Source organism: Bacillus sp. CGMCC 1.60114, from assembly GCF_042676365.1.
Taxonomy (GTDB): domain Bacteria; phylum Bacillota; class Bacilli; order Bacillales; family Bacillaceae_G; genus Bacillus_A; species Bacillus_A rhizoplanae_A.
In genome coordinates this window covers 499,502-517,526 of record NZ_JBHTHG010000118.1, presented here as the reverse complement: position 1 = coordinate 517,526, position 18,025 = coordinate 499,502, and the positions used below count along the sequence as shown (strand labels likewise).

Annotated in this window: 12 protein-coding genes, 2 pseudogenes and 1 other annotated feature; of the genes and pseudogenes, 1 reads left to right on the top strand and 13 read right to left on the bottom strand. The window is 35.7% G+C overall.

What is annotated here, in order from left to right; genetic code table 11:
- Positions 1 to 8: 8 nt before the first annotated feature.
- The 13 genes and pseudogenes from ACFQZ1_RS23910 to proB all read right to left on the bottom strand — a co-directional run bounded on the left by ACFQZ1_RS23910 (position 9) and on the right by proB (position 16,395).
- The gene (locus ACFQZ1_RS23910; RefSeq protein ID WP_377884651.1) at positions 9 to 1,112 is read right to left on the bottom strand and encodes a spore germination protein; all 1,104 of its coding nucleotides are present in this window, start codon (positions 1,110 to 1,112) and stop codon (positions 9 to 11) included.
- A gap of 6 nt (positions 1,113 to 1,118) precedes the next feature.
- Positions 1,119 to 1,736 (bottom strand): annotated as a pseudogene (locus ACFQZ1_RS23905) (spore germination protein); the annotation flags it as partial.
- Positions 1,737 to 2,269: 533 nt separating this feature from the next.
- Positions 2,270 to 3,211, bottom strand: coding sequence for a response regulator (locus tag ACFQZ1_RS23900; RefSeq protein WP_377884650.1), 942 nt, complete (start codon positions 3,209 to 3,211; stop codon positions 2,270 to 2,272).
- A 4-nt stretch (positions 3,212 to 3,215) separates the two neighbouring features.
- Positions 3,216 to 4,532 (bottom strand): ATP-binding protein, encoded by a 1,317-nt coding sequence (locus tag ACFQZ1_RS23895; RefSeq protein ID WP_377884649.1) that lies wholly within the window; start codon positions 4,530 to 4,532, stop codon positions 3,216 to 3,218.
- Positions 4,533 to 4,769: 237 nt separating this feature from the next.
- Positions 4,770 to 5,750 carry a glutaminase gene (locus ACFQZ1_RS23890; protein WP_377884648.1) on the bottom strand — a complete coding sequence of 327 codons (981 nt, stop codon included), beginning with the start codon at positions 5,748 to 5,750 and terminating at the stop codon, positions 4,770 to 4,772.
- Between the two features lie 510 nt (positions 5,751 to 6,260).
- Positions 6,261 to 7,691: an alanine/glycine:cation symporter family protein gene (locus ACFQZ1_RS23885; RefSeq protein WP_377884647.1), complete on the bottom strand. Its 1,431-nt coding sequence runs from the start codon at positions 7,689 to 7,691 to the stop codon at positions 6,261 to 6,263.
- Between the two features lie 1,419 nt (positions 7,692 to 9,110).
- Positions 9,111 to 10,262, bottom strand: a complete 1,152-nt coding sequence (locus ACFQZ1_RS23880; RefSeq protein WP_377884646.1) for an anion transporter — start codon at positions 10,260 to 10,262, stop codon at positions 9,111 to 9,113.
- 707 nt (positions 10,263 to 10,969) lie between these two features.
- The gene (locus ACFQZ1_RS23875; RefSeq protein ID WP_377884645.1) at positions 10,970 to 12,361 is read right to left on the bottom strand and encodes an amino acid permease; all 1,392 of its coding nucleotides are present in this window, start codon (positions 12,359 to 12,361) and stop codon (positions 10,970 to 10,972) included.
- Positions 12,362 to 12,698: 337 nt separating this feature from the next.
- Complete coding sequence (locus tag ACFQZ1_RS23870; protein ID WP_377884968.1) at positions 12,699 to 12,941, bottom strand: branched-chain amino acid transport system II carrier protein; 243 nt, start codon at positions 12,939 to 12,941, stop codon at positions 12,699 to 12,701.
- A complete protein-coding gene (locus ACFQZ1_RS23865) occupies positions 12,934 to 13,281 on the bottom strand; it encodes a branched-chain amino acid transport system II carrier protein (RefSeq protein WP_377884644.1) in 348 nt (115 codons plus the stop codon). The genes ACFQZ1_RS23870 and ACFQZ1_RS23865 overlap by 8 nt, the downstream gene beginning before the upstream one ends.
- A gap of 55 nt (positions 13,282 to 13,336) precedes the next feature.
- Positions 13,337 to 13,667, bottom strand: a pseudogene (locus ACFQZ1_RS23860) (branched-chain amino acid transport system II carrier protein).
- A gap of 184 nt (positions 13,668 to 13,851) precedes the next feature.
- Positions 13,852 to 15,099: a glutamate-5-semialdehyde dehydrogenase gene (locus ACFQZ1_RS23855; protein ID WP_377884643.1), complete on the bottom strand. Its 1,248-nt coding sequence runs from the start codon at positions 15,097 to 15,099 to the stop codon at positions 13,852 to 13,854.
- A 192-nt stretch (positions 15,100 to 15,291) separates the two neighbouring features.
- Positions 15,292 to 16,395, bottom strand: coding sequence for a glutamate 5-kinase (gene proB / locus ACFQZ1_RS23850; protein WP_377884642.1), 1,104 nt, complete (start codon positions 16,393 to 16,395; stop codon positions 15,292 to 15,294).
- A 170-nt stretch (positions 16,396 to 16,565) separates the two neighbouring features.
- Positions 16,566 to 16,776 (bottom strand) — a binding site (T-box leader).
- A 355-nt stretch (positions 16,777 to 17,131) separates the two neighbouring features.
- Here proB and proC point away from each other — a divergent pair.
- On the top strand, positions 17,132 to 17,950 hold the full coding sequence (gene proC / locus ACFQZ1_RS23845; RefSeq protein ID WP_377884641.1) for a pyrroline-5-carboxylate reductase: 819 nt from the start codon (positions 17,132 to 17,134) through the stop codon (positions 17,948 to 17,950).
- Positions 17,951 to 18,025 lie beyond the last annotated feature (75 nt).

Below are 18,025 nucleotides of genomic sequence, written 5' to 3'. Positions count from 1 at the left end.
GTACATTATTAAGATTTTTCTTCATGCTGTATCCCCTTATACCGAATAACAATAAGAAGGAGAAGTGGCAGTAAACCAAATAAAACACATGCAGCATTGCCAATCATATCCCCAAATTTAAGTAAGTCATTTATATTTTTCGAAGTCATAGCAATAATGTAAATAATCGGAAGCAAACCATACATAAAAGGATAAATGCTCTTTTTGAAGAGCTGCGCCAATCCCAAAGCAGCAGCGTAGTAACTGATTGTATAAGTAGCAAATATTTGCATAATCCATATTACGAGCAACAAAGACTCAAAACGTTCAAATATCAAACCAGGAATTTCAAAACTGCGCATGAGATCAATTGTCGGCCATGTTCTCGTTACAACTCCATCAACAGATAATGCACCGATGACCATTACGACAGTTATTATGTAAAAGATTAACGGAATAGAAATTCCAGCTAGAATAACTTTTATTGCTTTGGTTGGCTGTTCCATAAACACCAAAAGGATTAACATAATTTCAGGACCTGTATATGCGAGGGTCGTTGTTTTTATCCCAGTCAACACGGGCATAAATCCTAATCCTAATACGGGACGGAGATTATCTATCTCAAATATCCCGACACTCATCAAGGAAATTAGTAAAAAAACAAAAACCGTAATAGGAAATATGATTTCAAACATCCGGGCAATTGGGTTGATGCCACCCATAATTAAATAGAGACCTATCCACATAAATGGCATGATAATGGCCCATGAAGGAGTTCCTTCCAGCAAAAAAAGGCTCGTTACTTCTGCCATTGAACGGATTTGAAACCCAGAAGTTGACAGAAAATAACATACAACAATCAAGCTAAGTAAACAGCCTATCCATTTCCCTGCAATTTCTTGGCTGTATTGATAAAAGGTTTTTTCGGGAAACCGCTGACTTAATTTGACGATGATTACCCCTACAATCATTGCGATGATCCCACCTAAAATTACACTTATCCAGACATCTGGTGTTTTCACTTTTTCAACGGATGCTCTGGGCAGGGTGAGGATTCCTGTTCCAAGAATAAAGTTAGTAACAATAACAACTGCTTGTGGTGTTGTAATTCGGTCTTTGGATTTGGTAATCACTGAGGGTCACTTCCTTTCGTCATAAGCTATCCTTTGCGGCATGCGAGCCATAAAATCTTTCCAATCACTTAATTGATAAAAAACAACTGGTCTGGTATACGAAACCCAAAACTTTTCAGTTTCACCAAATGGCTACCAAGTAAGAATAAAGAGAATGACTTGGTATAATCCAAACAAGGCACACTCAACATGGTTACAAACCGAAGGATGGCTAATGCAATCCCTATACTATATTGTGGGGATAGTAAAGGAAGAAATAGCTGTTACAGCTACAATAATTATCATAATGGTACTGACACTCCTTGCTTCTACGGCAGCCTGGCCAATGATTAGTTCATCCACAATTCCCACTGCAGGACCAATCGGTTTAGGTAAACGCAACCCTGCTTCCTGTAAAACCTCGATGGCTACTTCCATAATCAACGCTTATATTAAAGCGGGAAAAGGAACCCATTCTCGTATTCCTATAATAAAAGCAACTAGCTTGATGGGAATTAATTCAGAATGAAACGAGACAAAGGAAATATTCAATGCGGGAGTAAATAATGAAACAAACGCTGTCAAGAAACGCAATAGACAAAGAAGCGTACTAGAAATCCAACATTCATAATAATCTTCTGGTGATTACAACAGCGTATAACGTGGAATAAAAAATATGATAAAAGCTTGTATAAACACTTTCTAATCTGAAAAATGGGAAATAATCATGTTCCACATTTTTATTTCCTTATAAAGGTACCATCCTAGGAGCAAAATTCTGAGAAATCTGGTATTTGCTTAATAAAAAGTTCCTAAAAGGTTAAGAAATTGAACGGTGAAACATTATTCTTATTCGATATTGAATATTGGTTAACACTGAGACTTTCTGTCCTAAATTACGATCTTTAATTGCAATTTGCTAGATATTATTTCCTTTTATCTTATTAATATGCTTACATTCAAATTAAAAATAATATAAGTATGTAAAGGTACCTCTTAAAGTAAAAAAGATGCTAGATAGCATCTTTTTTACCTTAAATATAACTAACTATTTAGTTATATTTTTAGCTAAATTACTTTTATTTTTTTCCTTTAGTCCAGTGTTTCTAAAGCCTCCTTTTTGCAAATGATAGTTATAAATTCATCACTTGAGATTAAAAATAAATAAGGGCTCCTCATTAAAATTCCAAATGTAGCTGCTTCGCTTCAAAATAAAGAATCTGAATAAATCTTTTCACATCAATACGAGGAGGTACTGTTGGTTCATTTTTCAATTCTGTCATCTTTCTCCTTACGGTTGTAAAATCAAAAAACCTAGAAGCGTAATTTTCGAACTTCGGGTTTAAAAAATCAGTAAGTCCAATGGATGCTAAATGGTTTAATGATTGGTAGATTGCCCTTCGGATCCGTTGTTTGGTGGCTTCAATCCATCTTTTTAATTCAGCCTCTTCGGTTGATTCCCCAAGGCTTTTTTGAGCTAAATTCACAAAAATCTCTTTTAGAGAGGGGAACCCTTGTTCAAACGTTTTATCTTGTTCATATTTATATAAATAATCTAACATGTCCATTAAATCTTTACTTCCGCTTTCAGTAGCTATCCCTAATTCCGATAGAAGAAAATGAACGGATTTTCGAAAATGGCTGGAAGTACTTATATGTTTTTCGTTACGGTATTTTTCTGGAGAACTTTGATAACTATCCAATTTAAGCACAGTATTAAGTGATTCTTGAATGACTTTTATCGATTTTTCCAATTGGATTCGTTCGATAACTTTTCGAACGACTGTTAATACTTCAATCCGGTTAATCGGTTTGATAATAAAGTATTCAACACCAAGCGAATATGCTTCAGCAATCAATTCCTTTGATTCTACTTGAGAAACCATGATGATTTTCCCTTTGAATGACGGTTTTATTTGACGAATCGTTTTTATTCCATCTCGAATAGGCATTAACAAATCGATAAATAAAATGTCTATATTTTTCAAGATTAGCATTTGTTGATCTAATAATGAACCATTCTCAGCTTCTCCTACAACCTCTCCAAGATCCTCATCCTCAATAATTTGAGCCAACATTGAGCGAACTGCTTTCTCATCATCTACTAAATAAAAATTCATAGAATCACCCTTTCCCAATTATGTGATCGATCCCTAATCTAATTATAAAAATCGATCCTTTCCCTTCAGATTTGTCCTCAAATGTAACTTCACCTTCAAGTTGTTCAACCATTTCTTTTACATACGATAGTCCGATACCTGTCGATGCGTTACCAGCAGCATCATATTTAGAAGTAAACCCCGGTTCAAAAATTAACTCTTTATACTTCGAGGGAATACCAGGACCGTTATCTTCTATTCGAAATTCAACCGAATCATGCTTTTTATTAATGTCAATTGTGATGGTTCCCATATCTTGAATAGCTTCTACAGCATTTCCAACGACATTGTTTATAATTGATAAAATTGTGTAAATATGATAATGAGGATGCAAACCATTAATCTTGTACACAAATTGGATGTCTTTCTCTAGTAAACGAGCGTATTTCTCGTTTGCTCGTACGATGATGTTTACCAATTCATATATGGACATATAATCTGTAAAACTTTCATCAGAAATCAACTTTGAAAGCCCAGCAAAAATACGTTGGTTATCCTTTTTAATTTCATGGACTTCACCAGCGATTTTCAACGCATTATCCCGTAAATCCTCAACTCGAAAGCTCATCTGTTCATTCCCTAAAGAGTCTAAACTTTTATATAATTCATAAGATTTTTTCGTTATATTTTCAGCATCTTGCAACGTTTTTTTTAAATGAACAGCATCTTCATATAAATTGGAAATGAGCATGAGCATGTGTTCATTTTGTTTTTTAATATGCCTCTCCTTCGACTGTGCTTCATACAGTTTCATCATATTGAAATAGCTTAGAACTATAAAACTGTGGGAAAATGCGACAACGATTATCTCATATAGTGCCTCTGGTGTAATAGTTGTTTTTAATACAAAATATTGAATTATTAATTCTACACCGTCCGATAATATTTCGATGATGAAGCCAATAAACCCAATCATCAATGGTTGGTGATGAAATCGTTTGATTTTTGCTAAATAAAAGAGACAAGAATAAGTAAAATAAAAGAAAAAACTAGGATATTGGATATGAAAAGAAGATATCCAATTCATATTTTCCTGTGTGATGAGGTCTATCAGGATACGAAATTCTACAACTACCATTCCTGTTAAAAAACCCGGTAAAAATGCTGGCATTCGCCGAAATAATAACAAAAAAAAGAAAAATGTTGGTGCACCAAAGCTCATTCGAAACGTCTCATTAAAGGGGAAAAACTTTATTTCACCTGCTAAGGGTACTGTAAATATCATCAGAACCAAAATATAGATGTCTTTTTTTACTAAATTACTGAAATTCAAGATAATCACTTCCCAATTTTGACTAACAATTAGTATACAAACCCGTTGACATTAATATAACACTTACGCTATTTTTTATAAAAACTATATATCAGATACAAACGAAAGAATTGAACATTGTGAGTATTCTTGATATTATTCGGCTTTAAAACAGGAAGATGCTATGTAACACAAAAATGCTCAGACACATTATACAGTCTGAACATTTTTGTGTTCGTTCTGGCACCAAAACATACACGATGTTTTTTAGAAAATACTTAAATCCCATTCTTGTGCAATACGTTTCAATAACATAACTCCTGGTAAACTATTCCCATATTCATCAATTGCTGGTCCATAAATACCAATACCACATCCATTTGAAAACGGTAGTTCGCTCTTTAGCCTTGACGGGACGAGTGTCATAATCCCTCCGGACACCCCGCTTTTAGCTGGCAATCCGATGAAAGCAGCAAATTTGCCAGATGCATTGTACATTCCACATGTGAGCATTAAGGCTTTTGTTAATTTAGCTACCTCTTTAGGCAGGACTTGTTCTTTACGAATAGGATGATATCCATCATGTGCAAGTATGAGTCCTATTAAGGCTATATCCTCTGTATTTATTTCTATCGAACATTGTTTCAAGTAAACCTCTAGTGCTTCCTCCACATCCGATTCTAAAAAACCATTCTCCTTTAAATAGTGTGCTAAAGCTCTATTTCGATGGGCTGTTTGCCATTCAGATTGAAACACTTTTTCATTAATGGCTGGACGCTTCCCTATCATTTTTTCGATTAATGCATAAACATGTTCTAATTTTTCTTGTGCCGACGTTCCTGGCAGAAGCGAAGCTACCGTAATCGCTCCGGCATTAATCATAGGGTTAAACGGCTTTCCGGGTTTATGCATCTCTAAACGAATTATCGAGTTAAAAGCATCTCCAGTTGGTTCTACATCAACACGCTCTAACACATAAGAAATACCTCGGCTTAAACAAGCAGCTATAAAGCCAATTACTTTTGATATGCTTTGTAAGGTAAAAGGTACCTTACAATCGCCTGACTGTATCATTGTTCCATCTGGCTCTATGATACAAATACCTAATTGCGATAAATTTATCTTTCCCAAAGCAGGAATATAACTGACGTTTTGTCCTTTAGCAGCATAGGATCGATAATGTGCTACCCATTGATCTAAGCAAGCCTTCCTTTGACTCTCAACTTGAACGCTACACTCCTTTATCATTTAACCTTATTCCCCCGTCCTATTAATTTTATACAGTATACATTTTTCTTTATGGAGAATAGACAAAAAGTGCAAAAAAACACTGTCAAGACGGTCACCTTTCTATATAGATTGATAGGTAATAGCACATTCAAATTTTATATAACCTAACCAATTATAAGCTATATTGCTCTTAAGGGTAATGCAATGTGGCTAAATCAAAAACAGCTGTTTTTTCTTTTTCTACCGATATAAGCAGCTAAACATATTTTTACTTAATAGAACTGTAATGTTTAAAAAATCATTTTAAGGGAATCGACCAGTACTTTCTCTGCTTTTCAGGTCCCTCTTTTCATGATCTTAATATAGTTGCAATATATGTACACCTTTTACTATTCTGCATCCGTTAGTTGTTAAAGAATCTGTTTCAAAACCCTCGAGTTACAACACTGTTTTTTATTGTAATCAATTTTATTTGCACTAGAACCAAGAAAGATATTCAGACATATTACAGTCCGAATATCTTTTTTATTACATACTTTTCTTTTCAGAAGTTGAAGCATCCTGATAATGCTCCCAACATTCAACGTTTTCAAGCCCTTTAATGCTGTCTTTATAAAAAATAGGATCTTTACCCGCTTTTTTCTGTTTCATGTAATCATGTAACGCAGCAAATGCTGTTTTTGATAGGAATGAAATAGCAATTAAATTTATGATAACCATAAAGCCCATAAATAAATCCGCTAAATCCCATACAAATTGGACCTTTGCAACAGAACCGAATACAATCATGGCCAACACGCTTATTCGGTATACCATCAACCATACTTTACTATTGTTTAAGAATCGAATATTTGTTTCTCCGTAATAATAGTTACCAATTAAAGCACCGAATCCAAATAGGAAAACAAAGATAGCTAGACAGCCTGATGCCCAAGAACCGATGTGTTCACTTAATGCTGCTTGTGTAAGTGCAATACCAGTTAGATCTGGTTGTTTGTATGCATCAGAAAGTAAAATAATAAATGCTGTGCTTGTACAGATAATCAGTGTATCCGTTAATACGCCAAATGCTTGAATAAGTCCTTGTTTCACCGGATGGCTTGTTGTTGCCGTTGCGGCAACGTTTGGCGCACTTCCCATACCAGCTTCATTTGAGAATAAGCCACGTTTAACTCCATTCATAAGCGCTGCGCCGATGGAACCACCCGCTATTTGTTTAAAGCCAAATGCGTTTTGAACAATAAGAGAAAGAACCTCCGGCATTTTTGTTATATTCGTAATTACAACAAATAATGCAACACCAATGTATAACACCGCTAGGAACACTACCTTGTATTCAGCCATTTTTGCAATACGCTGCACACCGCCAAAGATAATGACAGCGAAAGCAATTGCCATGATAATCCCTACAATTAAACGATCTGTACCGAATGAGTTCTGAAAAGCAAGTGTAACAGTATTTGATTGGACAGAATTGAATACAAGACCGAAAGTAATCGTAATTAAAATGGAGAATACTACTCCCATCCAACGTTTGTTTAATCCTTTTTCCATATAATAGGATGGACCACCGCGGAAACCATTTTTATCTTTTACTTTATATATTTGCGCTAACGTACTTTCAACAAAGCTGGATGCTGAGCTAATAATAGAAATAATCCACATCCAGAATACTGCTCCAGGACCGCCTAATGCAATCGCAATCGCAATTCCTGTGATATTTCCCGTTCCAACGCGAGCGGCCATACCAACACAGAACGCTTGAAATGGGGAAATTTCATCTTTAGAACCAGCTTTCCCTTCCATTAACACACGGACCATTTCCTTTAACATTCGAAACTGTACAAATTTCGATTTAAATGTGAAATATATTCCGCAAGCAACAAGCATAATAATTAACAATTTAGACCACATAAAGTCAATTGTTGATGCCAATAGATTCGTCAAAAATTGTTCCATATCATCACCTCATATTAAAATTTAGTAACCCCTAATCCATATAAAAAATCTTAATTTCCCGACATAACTAAACTCGTCTCATATACACATGTAACACAGGTAAAATTTTTCTATGAAAATGGTATTTCCTCGTTTATACGAATATCCGTAACATGTAACCGTACAGCTGACATCTTAAAGAGTCTGACACTTCTACACGTGAATGCTCTAGCTCCTTCTGCAGAAAATAGTTTTTATCCAGAAATGTTGCTGCACCATCGTGCTTGTTCTGTATGCCGGGTTTATAAATTTGACTTATATAGATCCTTTTTGTCTCTTTTATTATTTGTACAGGGAATTAAATAAATTTTCCGAAAATAAAAGTAAATTCAAGCGCTTTCATATTTGTTCTAGAGTAATGTCTCTTTATTTTATAATTAAAGCTTCTTAGAAAAGCACTTGACTGCTCTGGTATTCCCCTTATAAATCAATACATAATATAAATAGATTTACTCCCTCCACTTTTCTTCAAATTTTTGCACCAGAACTTTCATTAATTTATAATCAACACTACAGAATCTAACTAAAAAAGACATAGTTTTACAAAAAAGATTTTTTAACTATCAGAAAAGTGATTTTGGTGCAAAAACTTCAAAAAATCGCAATCAATCTCTAAACCTTTAGCATACTGAAACTATTATCCTGAAAAGAGTACATGATTAGTATGGAAAAATAAATCTTGTTTAGCTAAAGGTTTCCTTATTTGAGTAAGTTAGTAGAAGGATCGAATAATAACTAAGGAAAATGAAATTAAATATTTTAAACTGAAATTAGTTTAACGTTGTAGACCCGTGTTTTTCTGACATATCCCATAAAGAATTCAGCGTGTTTGTATCATTTTAAACAACTATATAGCAAAAAAAATGTAATAAGCCGACGATTCCTTAGCGTAGAAATCATCGGCTTTCTAGCGTACGAAATTTGCGTTTCACCACCAAGTTAATAAATTAAAATCCTCCCATAACGAAAAAACGGTATTCTTGCTATCTAGGATGTAGATGTTTTTAAATAAACTTTATTTCAATCACATATTTTTGAATTGTACGATTGCGTTTTCCCTCTTCTTGTAAATAATGCTGAAATGAGTCTATATAATTCATTAAACATATTCCTTATTTTAGTGTGTTCGGTAAAGAAAAAATAACTGATCATGAATAAAAACTACATCGAAATCTAGTTCTCTATAGTAAAATTGCATAAAAAAAGACCACTTTTGTGAGTGGCTCCAAAAAGAAGGACTGGTCGCCGCACCCTTTAAGCGTACCAATATTAAAAAGTCCAATTTCTTAATTTAATGTTGAGAAATTGGGCTTTTTCATTACTTCAGAAAAAAAATAAGAACACTATAGGTTTTTTACACTCCCATCGGTAATCATTTTTTTAAAAGATTTTTAGAAATTTAAAGATGAAGTATTGTATACATGCAAGTATGACTAATAATGAAAAGTTGTAAACACTGAATTTAATTAAATATTTTTTGCTCTCTTTACGGTTAGCCTGAATGAATAGTTTATAAGAGATTACACTGGCTAAAGATGCGATAATTGTTCCAAGTCCTCCGATATTTACTCCTAATAATAAGGGTTTCCAATCAGAAGTAAAGTTTGACAGAAGAATTGAAGTAGGAACATTGCTAATCAATTGACTCAAAAATATGGAACTAAAAAAGATCGATGTTCCTCCTCTTAAATTGGCGCGAGCAAATGTGTCCATGGCATTTGAGTTAGATATATTTCCAATAAAAATAAAAAAACAGACAAAGGTTATCAGAAGAAAATAATCAATCTTAAATAGTAATTTTCTATTCAAACTAAATACTGTTATCAATGTGATTATTAGCGCAATGTAATAATTGATGAATCCAAAAATAGACGCGATAATAATGACAAGTATCAGGCTCCAGACTGTAGCTTTTTTCCGATCCTCTATGGTGATAACAGGAAATTCTATTTTTACTTCTGTTTTATGAAGCTTTTGAGTAAACATAAACAACGAACTGATGCCAAGCACAGCTAATAATAAGATTGAACCAAAAAATGGGATGAGCTTAATTCCATAGTAAGAATAGATGTACAAATTTTGCGGATTCCCCATAGGCGTCAAGCTGCTTCCGATATTTGCCGCAATTGTCTGCAGGATAATCGTATCCATCATATTCATTTGTGTCCTTTTACTAATGACAAGTGTTATTGGTACAAAAGTGAGCAAAGCGACATCATTCGTTACAAACATGGAGCAAATAAAGCATAAGAAAATAAGAATAACTGATATTGATCTGCTATTATTGCATTTATTCAATATAGCAACGGCAAGTTTGTCTAATAACCTTAGCTCTTCAAAGGCCTTTATGGCCACCATTAGATTAAATAAACTAACCAGCACTTCAAAGTTAATATATTCGATCCTTGGCGGATATATAAAACAGCTTACAATTGCCAGCATCAGTGAAATGGTAAGCACTATATCCTTTTTTAAAAATACAAATTTCATAAGGATTCTTTTTTTATTTTGGACGAATATTAATTCTTTCACAATACACCACCTGTAAACTATGTTAGTAGAAAGAAACAGAAGAGCAATTCTTACCTTAAATAGGCATTCTCTAATATATATCCAACAAAGTCCATGGATTACAATAAATTTAATAGCTTTTCTTGTCAATTAATTGTTCCATAATCTAGCCCTTAAATGGAATAATATGACTAACGTTTTTAAACAACAACAATAAAATAAGGTATTTTTCATGTGTGGCTACTATCAAAAAGCATGCTTTATAACAGGCCCGATATGTCTAGAAAAGAGTATGTCACAAGGTCCTGAATGAGAATTTTGCAGTATGTCATCCCTGCAAAAAACTTTATGACATATAGAAACAGTTTTTTAGCGTGGCTGAATTGAGGAATTTTTTCTTCTTGGAGCCCTTAACGTTGTAAATCCGCGTAATGTTGGCGGGACACTATTAAGGGTTTAGTTGAGAAAAACTAATGTAGTTTTGTTATCCTAAGTATAATATCACATATAAACTAAATATGTTGTTTTTTTAAAAATTCTGCAAAAGCAGGTTATCAAACCTTGATTTCAGTTACTGTGTACATGAAGTTTTAATTGTTTGGACTTGCAGCATAAGCTACAAGTCCGCTAGGAATATATACGCTTTATTGTCTTTTATTCTATCTTTGCACCAGAACCAATTTTTTTACTCGCTATTACTTACTTTAACGTTAATCAAACAAAGTGAATTATCGGTTAATCACTTCATCATCTGTTTGAGCATCTACTGGAACACGTTTTCCTATTCCAAAAGCATAAAAACTAATGACAACGATAGCCAGGAAAATAACTCCTACAATAAGTGAGATACGTGTGTCTTTATTAAACCACATACCGATTAATACCAAAATTAAATAGGCAATCGTTAAATAGTTTGTAACAGGCGCAAAAGGCATTTTGAATGGATGATTGTCCATTTCAGCTCCCTTTACTTTTCTGAATCGAATTTGGCTAATTAGAATGACAAACCATGGAATCATACCAGGAAGAACACTTGCACTGTATACATACACGAATAATTTTCCTGGTGCAATATAATTTAAAATAACGCCAATTGCTAAACCAATTAGCACACCAATCGTACCAAATAAAGGCACACCGTTATGGGAGATTTTTGTAAAGTATCTTGGTGCTTGTCCATTCATTCCTAATGTATAAAGCATACGTCCTGCACTGTAAATACCACTGTTACAACCAGACATTGCAGCCGTGATTACGACAAAGTTAATAAGTCCAGCTGCTGATGTAATCCCAATTTTCGCAAAAGTTACAACAAACGGGCTGCCAATTGAATTTAGTTGATCCCACGGGTAAACAGTTACAATAACAAAAATCGCACCAATATAGAAGATTAAAATACGCCAAATAATACTTTGAATCGCTTCAGTTAACGTTTTTTGGGGATCTTCTGCTTCGCCAGCTGTAATCCCAATTAATTCAACACCTTGATAAGCTCCAACAACTAGTGATAGAGCAAAGAAGAACCCTGACCAGCCACCTGTAAAGAAGCCACCATTTTTCCAAAGGTTAGATAATCCAATTGCATTTCCTCCGTTACCAAATCCGAAGAAAATAAGACCAACCCCTGCAATAATCATCAATATAATTGTAACGATTTTAATTATCGCAAACCAAAATTCAAATTCACCAAATGATTTAACGGAAATTAAGTTCGCTGCACCAAGAATCACCATTGCGATGATACCTGGTATCCAAGCAGGTAGATCTGGAAACCAGTACTGCATGTATGTCCCAACTGCTATAATTTCTGACATTCCAACGATAACCCACTGGAACCAGTTACTCCATGCAGTCATATACCCTGCTAATGGATGTATATATTTATGGCCAAATGTCGCAAATGAACCTGTACTTGGCTCTAAGTACAACATTTCTCCCATTGCACGCATAATGAAGAATATAAAAATCCCTGAAATTGCATAAGCAAGCATTACTGACGGGCCTGTCCATTGAATCGTGCTCGTTGAACCCATAAATAAACCAACACCAATTGTACCGCCCAAAGCAATCATCTGAATATGACGCGCTTTCAAGCCTCTCTTCAGTTCTTCGTGTGCCATTCTATTTCCTCCCCTTACACTATTAATAACCGAAATTTTAATCAAGATACTATAATACAACCTCTATTCTGTATCGAAATGATGAAGCAAGCGTCCCTTTTTTGAGTCTTTTTTAAAACTCCCCCTAAACTCATTCTTCACTTCTTGTTAAACATTCCTAACAGTTAGAAAGATTCTTCATCTTCCTTTCGTTATTCAGTCGACAAATTACTTATTTGCAGAATTGCACGATAAATAAGAATATTCCTCTTCCGTAATCCACTAAAAATGTAACCAGATAACCCCCTATAATAAATGGAAGTATCTAACCTAAACCTACTTTATGCATAGGTAGGAACTAAGTGAAAAAATTATGAATTACTTCAATGTGTATTCCAGCAGCGTTTAAACCATCAAATAGACTCACAATAAATGTTAACATCAACCTGCCTTGATATACTTCTGACCTACCATTAAATGCATGATGTAAGAATGTTAAGAAAATTAAAGAGATAGCAATTGGATACAAGGTCATTAATACAGGGATTGAAACTGTAATTAGTTGTGTTAGTCCTATATTTGCTACAAGTGTACTAAACACAGACAAAATAAAAGCATTTTTTTATAAGAGCTGGCTGGAAACAATTCATGAAAAAAGAAGAACAAGCAGTGATAAGCCCTACACCCGTGGTCAAATATGCCGCTGTAATCATTAAACCTAATAAAATTGCACCCCAAGAACCAAAATAATAGTCCGAAACTTTTGCTGAAACTTTAGCGTCATTATCTAAACAAACTAGTTTTTCAACACTAGAAGCGCCCATATAGGAAAGGGCCGTATAAATAAGAGCTAAGATTGTATCAACAATAACCGTCGCTTTTGCACAAATAATCATAAGCTGTTTTTTAGTGATAACTCCTTTTTCTTTAATTGTATTCACAATACTAATTCCAAAAACAAAAGCCACAACTACGAGCAATTCGATAAATGCCAATTTAATAGGAGTAAAAAAATCCAACTAAATCAATAATTTTTGTAGGATTAAATGATAACAAGCATGAAACTATGAAAAATAAGACTGTAAATATGATTAATGCAACAGGACTTGCATCTTTCAAATGATACATTACCAGATCTAGGGATAGCGAAAAAAGGACCAATTGCTAGATAGAGAATAGTCATAAATACAATACCAAACAACGGATGTACACGTCTAGCTAAAGATTGTAAATTATTTTCACCCAAAAAAACAAATGCTGTGATACCTAGTAATGGTAATCCAACTCCAGTAATTAAAAAACCTGCATCGGCTATCCATACATTCATTCAAACTAATTGACAAAACATAAGCGAAAAAATTAGATTTCCTGCTTCAAGTCTTAGCTTGATGGCGATGTGACGCTATCAAGCTAAGTTTAAGTTTTCTAGAAACCACTTTAATACTAAAAAAGTGATAGAAACTGAAAGCAAAAATAAAACAAAAGGGGCTTTGCATCTGACCTTCTACTTCTTATCCCCGAATCTGCCCATTTCCACGAATCACATATTTTGTGGAAGTCAATGCAGATAGCCCCATCGGTCCCCGCGCATGCAGCTTTTGCGTGCTGATGCCGATTTCTGCGCCGAAGCCAAATTCAAAGCCGTCAGTAAAGCGGGTCGAAGCATTATGGTAGAGCGCCGCGGCATCGACGGACGTGAAAAACTTGCTGACGTTTTCCTCGTTCTCTGTAATGATCGCTTCGGAATGCATGGATCCATAAGTATTGATGTGGCGGATCGCTTCTTCAACAGAGGAAACGATTCTGACTGCCAGCGTAAGAGACACAAACTCTGTTTCCCAGTCTTCTTCTGAAGCGGGTACAAGAGAAGAATCAATTGCCAATGCTTTCTTATCTCCACGCAGCTCCACTCCTCTTTCCTTCAAGAAAGAAAACAGCTCGGTACCGAATCGCTGCGCCCAATTCTCATGAAGTATAATTGTTTCAATAGCATTGCATACAGACGGACGCTGTGTTTTGGCGTTTACGATAATATCGAATGCCATCTGTTTATCTGCTGTTTCATCAATGAAAATGTGACAATTTCCTGCACCTGTTTCCAATACAGGAACAGACGCTTCTCTCACTACAGTATCTATCAACTGCTTGCCACCTCTTGGAATAAGAACATCCAAGTACTCGTTCAATGTAAACAGCTGCTTTGCGCTGTCTCGTGAATTGTCTTCAATGAGCTGTACGCTATCTGGAGGCAAGCTCGTTTGTTTGAGCGCTCGATGAATGACAGCGACGATGGCCTTGTTGGAATAAGCGGCGGAAGAACTACCACGCAAGATCACTGCGTTACCTGTTTTCAAGCAAATTGTAGCCGCATCTACCGTCACGTTCGGCCGCGCTTCGTAAATCATCCCGACAACACCGAGCGGCACGCGCATTTCCCGAATAGACAATCCATTCGGCCGTTCCCATGCAGCTACACATTCTCCGACAGGATCGCGTAATTCAATCAGCTGCCGGATACCCTCTGCCATATCAATAATGCGCTGTTCATTCAGCATGAGGCGGTCGAGGAGAGAGGCAGACATTCCTTTCGCTTTACCTTGTTCGATATCCCGTTTGTTCTCCTCCAAAATATAGGATGTCTCTACTATCAATTGCTCAGCGACAGCCGCCAGTGCCTTATTTTTTTCATTAGTCGATTTGGTCACAAGCTCTGCCGCAATCTTTTTCGCTTTTTGTCCCTTTGCCAACACTTCATTCATTTTCATTTCCCCCTTTTAAAGATTAAAAGTATAAATTTTGAGACGTGTCCAACTCCACCAACTAGGTACTACCATCCAAGACTCCCCTTCTCCTGCATAAATATTAAACGCTTAGAGCGAGAAAAGACAAACAGCGCCTTTTAGGACGAAGAACCCTGTGTTCTTCACTTGAACGAGCACATCTCTCTATTCTTAAAACGAAACCCAATTATCTCTATGAATGACCTCGTAGCTATGTCTTTCGCCTCGCACTTGAATGTCGTGGCTCTGCATACCTTTTAGCTCCCGCAATTCCTCTGCACTATATCTGCACTGTCCTTTCCCTATCACACGTCCTTGCTGCGTGATGACCTCCACGACTTCGCCGGCTTGAAAGTTCCCAAACACATCGGTAACACCAGCAGGCAGAAGACTTTTTCCACGCTGAATGATAGCGGCGGCTGCTCCGGCATCCACCTCGATTTGTCCGCTGACAAACGAATGCAGCGCAATCCATTGCTTGTTCATCTTGATCGCTTTTTGAGGCGTATTGCCGATATACGTTCCATCACCTTTACCCTTCAAAACATCTAAAAACTTCTCCCTTCCACGTCCTGTTCCAATGAATACACTCACACCGAGAGATAGTGCCGTCTTTGCCGCATCGATTTTCGATTTCATGCCGCCAGTACCAAGTTTTGAGCCAGCATCTCCAGCAAGAGAGGCGATTTCTTCCGTAACGGCAGGGAGAAAGTAATACTTTTTCGCGTCCGGATTTTTCTGGGGATTCCGGTCATACAAACCGTTCACATCCGTAAAAATCATGAGCATATCCGCCGAGACGAGCCCGCTTACTAAAGCTGACAGCATGTCATTATCACCAAATGTCAGCTCCTCCAAAGAAATAGAATCGTTTTCATTGATTATAGGAAGAGCGGATCGGTTTAGTAGCTCCGATAAAGTGGCGTAGGCATTGCTGTATTGTTCTTTTCTAGAAAAATCGCTTCTTGTCAACAGAAGCTGTGCGGTAACAATCCCATATTTGCGGAATTCCTCCGTATACGCTTGCATCAACAGGCTTTGCCCGACAGCGGCGGCAGCCTGCTTCCCTTTAATTGTCACAGGTCGGCCGGGATACCCGAGAGCGGAAAAACCTGCGGCGACGGCTCCAGATGTAATCAGTACGATGTCATGTCCTTCCTGCTTCAGTCGTGCCAAGGCGGCAACGTGATCTGAAAGCTGTTCGCCACAGATGCCACCATGATTCGCTGCCAAGGAACTGCTTCCGATTTTTACGACAATACGTTGTTTTTTCACTTTTGTACCCCCTAGTCTAAAATAAAAGTTTTTTTGTAAATTGTGCTGCTTCTTTTTTCAAATGGAGACAAACTATTCTTCTACCACGTGCAATTTGCAGCAAAGAACCTCTCACCAATGATGCCTATCTCGCAATAAAGAACCAAATAAAAAAGACCGCTCCGCCCTTAAAAAAGGACGAAACGGTCATTGTTCCGCGGTACCACCTTCATTGATATAAATCTATATCCGCTTGTCACCTGTAACGCAGGCATACGCCTAAACTTTCGTTTAGGACTCAGGGATAGGTTCGATAATTTCTATACGAGGAATCTTTCAGCCTGCGGATTCCACTCTCTTGCGCAAGAAGACATATGTACTAGTTCCCTTCAACGATTTTCACTTTAATTTTTATCTAGTATGCGATATAACGCATTTTTATGTCAAGAGATATTTTAGAAAATAAGAAAAGATAGTGATACGTTTATATTCTCCAAAATTATTTAAAATGTTATTGAGTGGTATATAACAAAAAATATTAAATTAAAGAAAATGTACTGGTATAGTGCAGAATAAAAATGATTTCTATATATTTTTTGTATTGCAAAAAGTAATGTACTCTCTTAAAATGTTTTTTTATACGAATCTCGATATAGTTTATAATGTTTATTTCTTCTGTACGGAATATTATTATTTTTTTAAAATAATAATTTCAAACCAATAAAATTTATACTAAAAGGAGCAAGAGCGAATTATTATGAACAAACAAATAGGATTCATCGGATGCGGAAACATGGGTATCGCTATGATAGGTGGAATGATTAACAAAAATATAGTTTCTTCGGATAAAATAATTTGTTCAGATGTAAGTGTCATTAATTTAAAAAATGCTAGTGAAAAATATGACATAACTACAACTACTGATAACAATGAAGTAGCTAACAAGGCTGATATTTTAATTTTATCAATCAAACCAGACCTATACTCATCAGTAATTAACCAAATAAAAGAGCAGATAAAAAACGATGTAATAGTCGTAACTATTGCTGCAGGAAAAAGTATTAAAAGTACTGAAAATGCTTTCGGCAGAAAGTTAAAGGTTGTTAGAGTAATGCCTAATACACCTGCTCTTGTTGGAGAAGCAATGTCTGCGTTATGTGCTAATGAAATGGTTACAGAAAAAGATCTAGAAGACATACTAAATATATTTAATAGTTTTGGCCAAACAGAGATAGTAAACGAAAAATTAATGGATGTTGTAACATCTGTAAGTGGTTCTTCTCCAGCATATGTATATATGTTTATAGAAGCCATGGCAGATGCTGCTGTACTAGATGGTATGCCAAGAACTCAAGCATATAAATTCGCAGCTCAAGCTGTATTAGGTTCTGCAAAAATGGTACTTGAAACAGGAATACATCCAGGCGCACTTAAAGATATGGTTTGTTCTCCAGGTGGAACGACAATAGAAGCTGTAGCAACATTAGAGGAAAAAGGCTTAAGAACAGCTATCATTTCAGCTATGAAACGTTGTACTCAAAAATCTGTTGAAATGTCCAGTTTAACTAATAAGTAAGAAACTACGTTTAGAGGTAATATCACATCCATCAATTTAAGCTATTTTAAAATAAGAATCCTGTCATTAATTTCT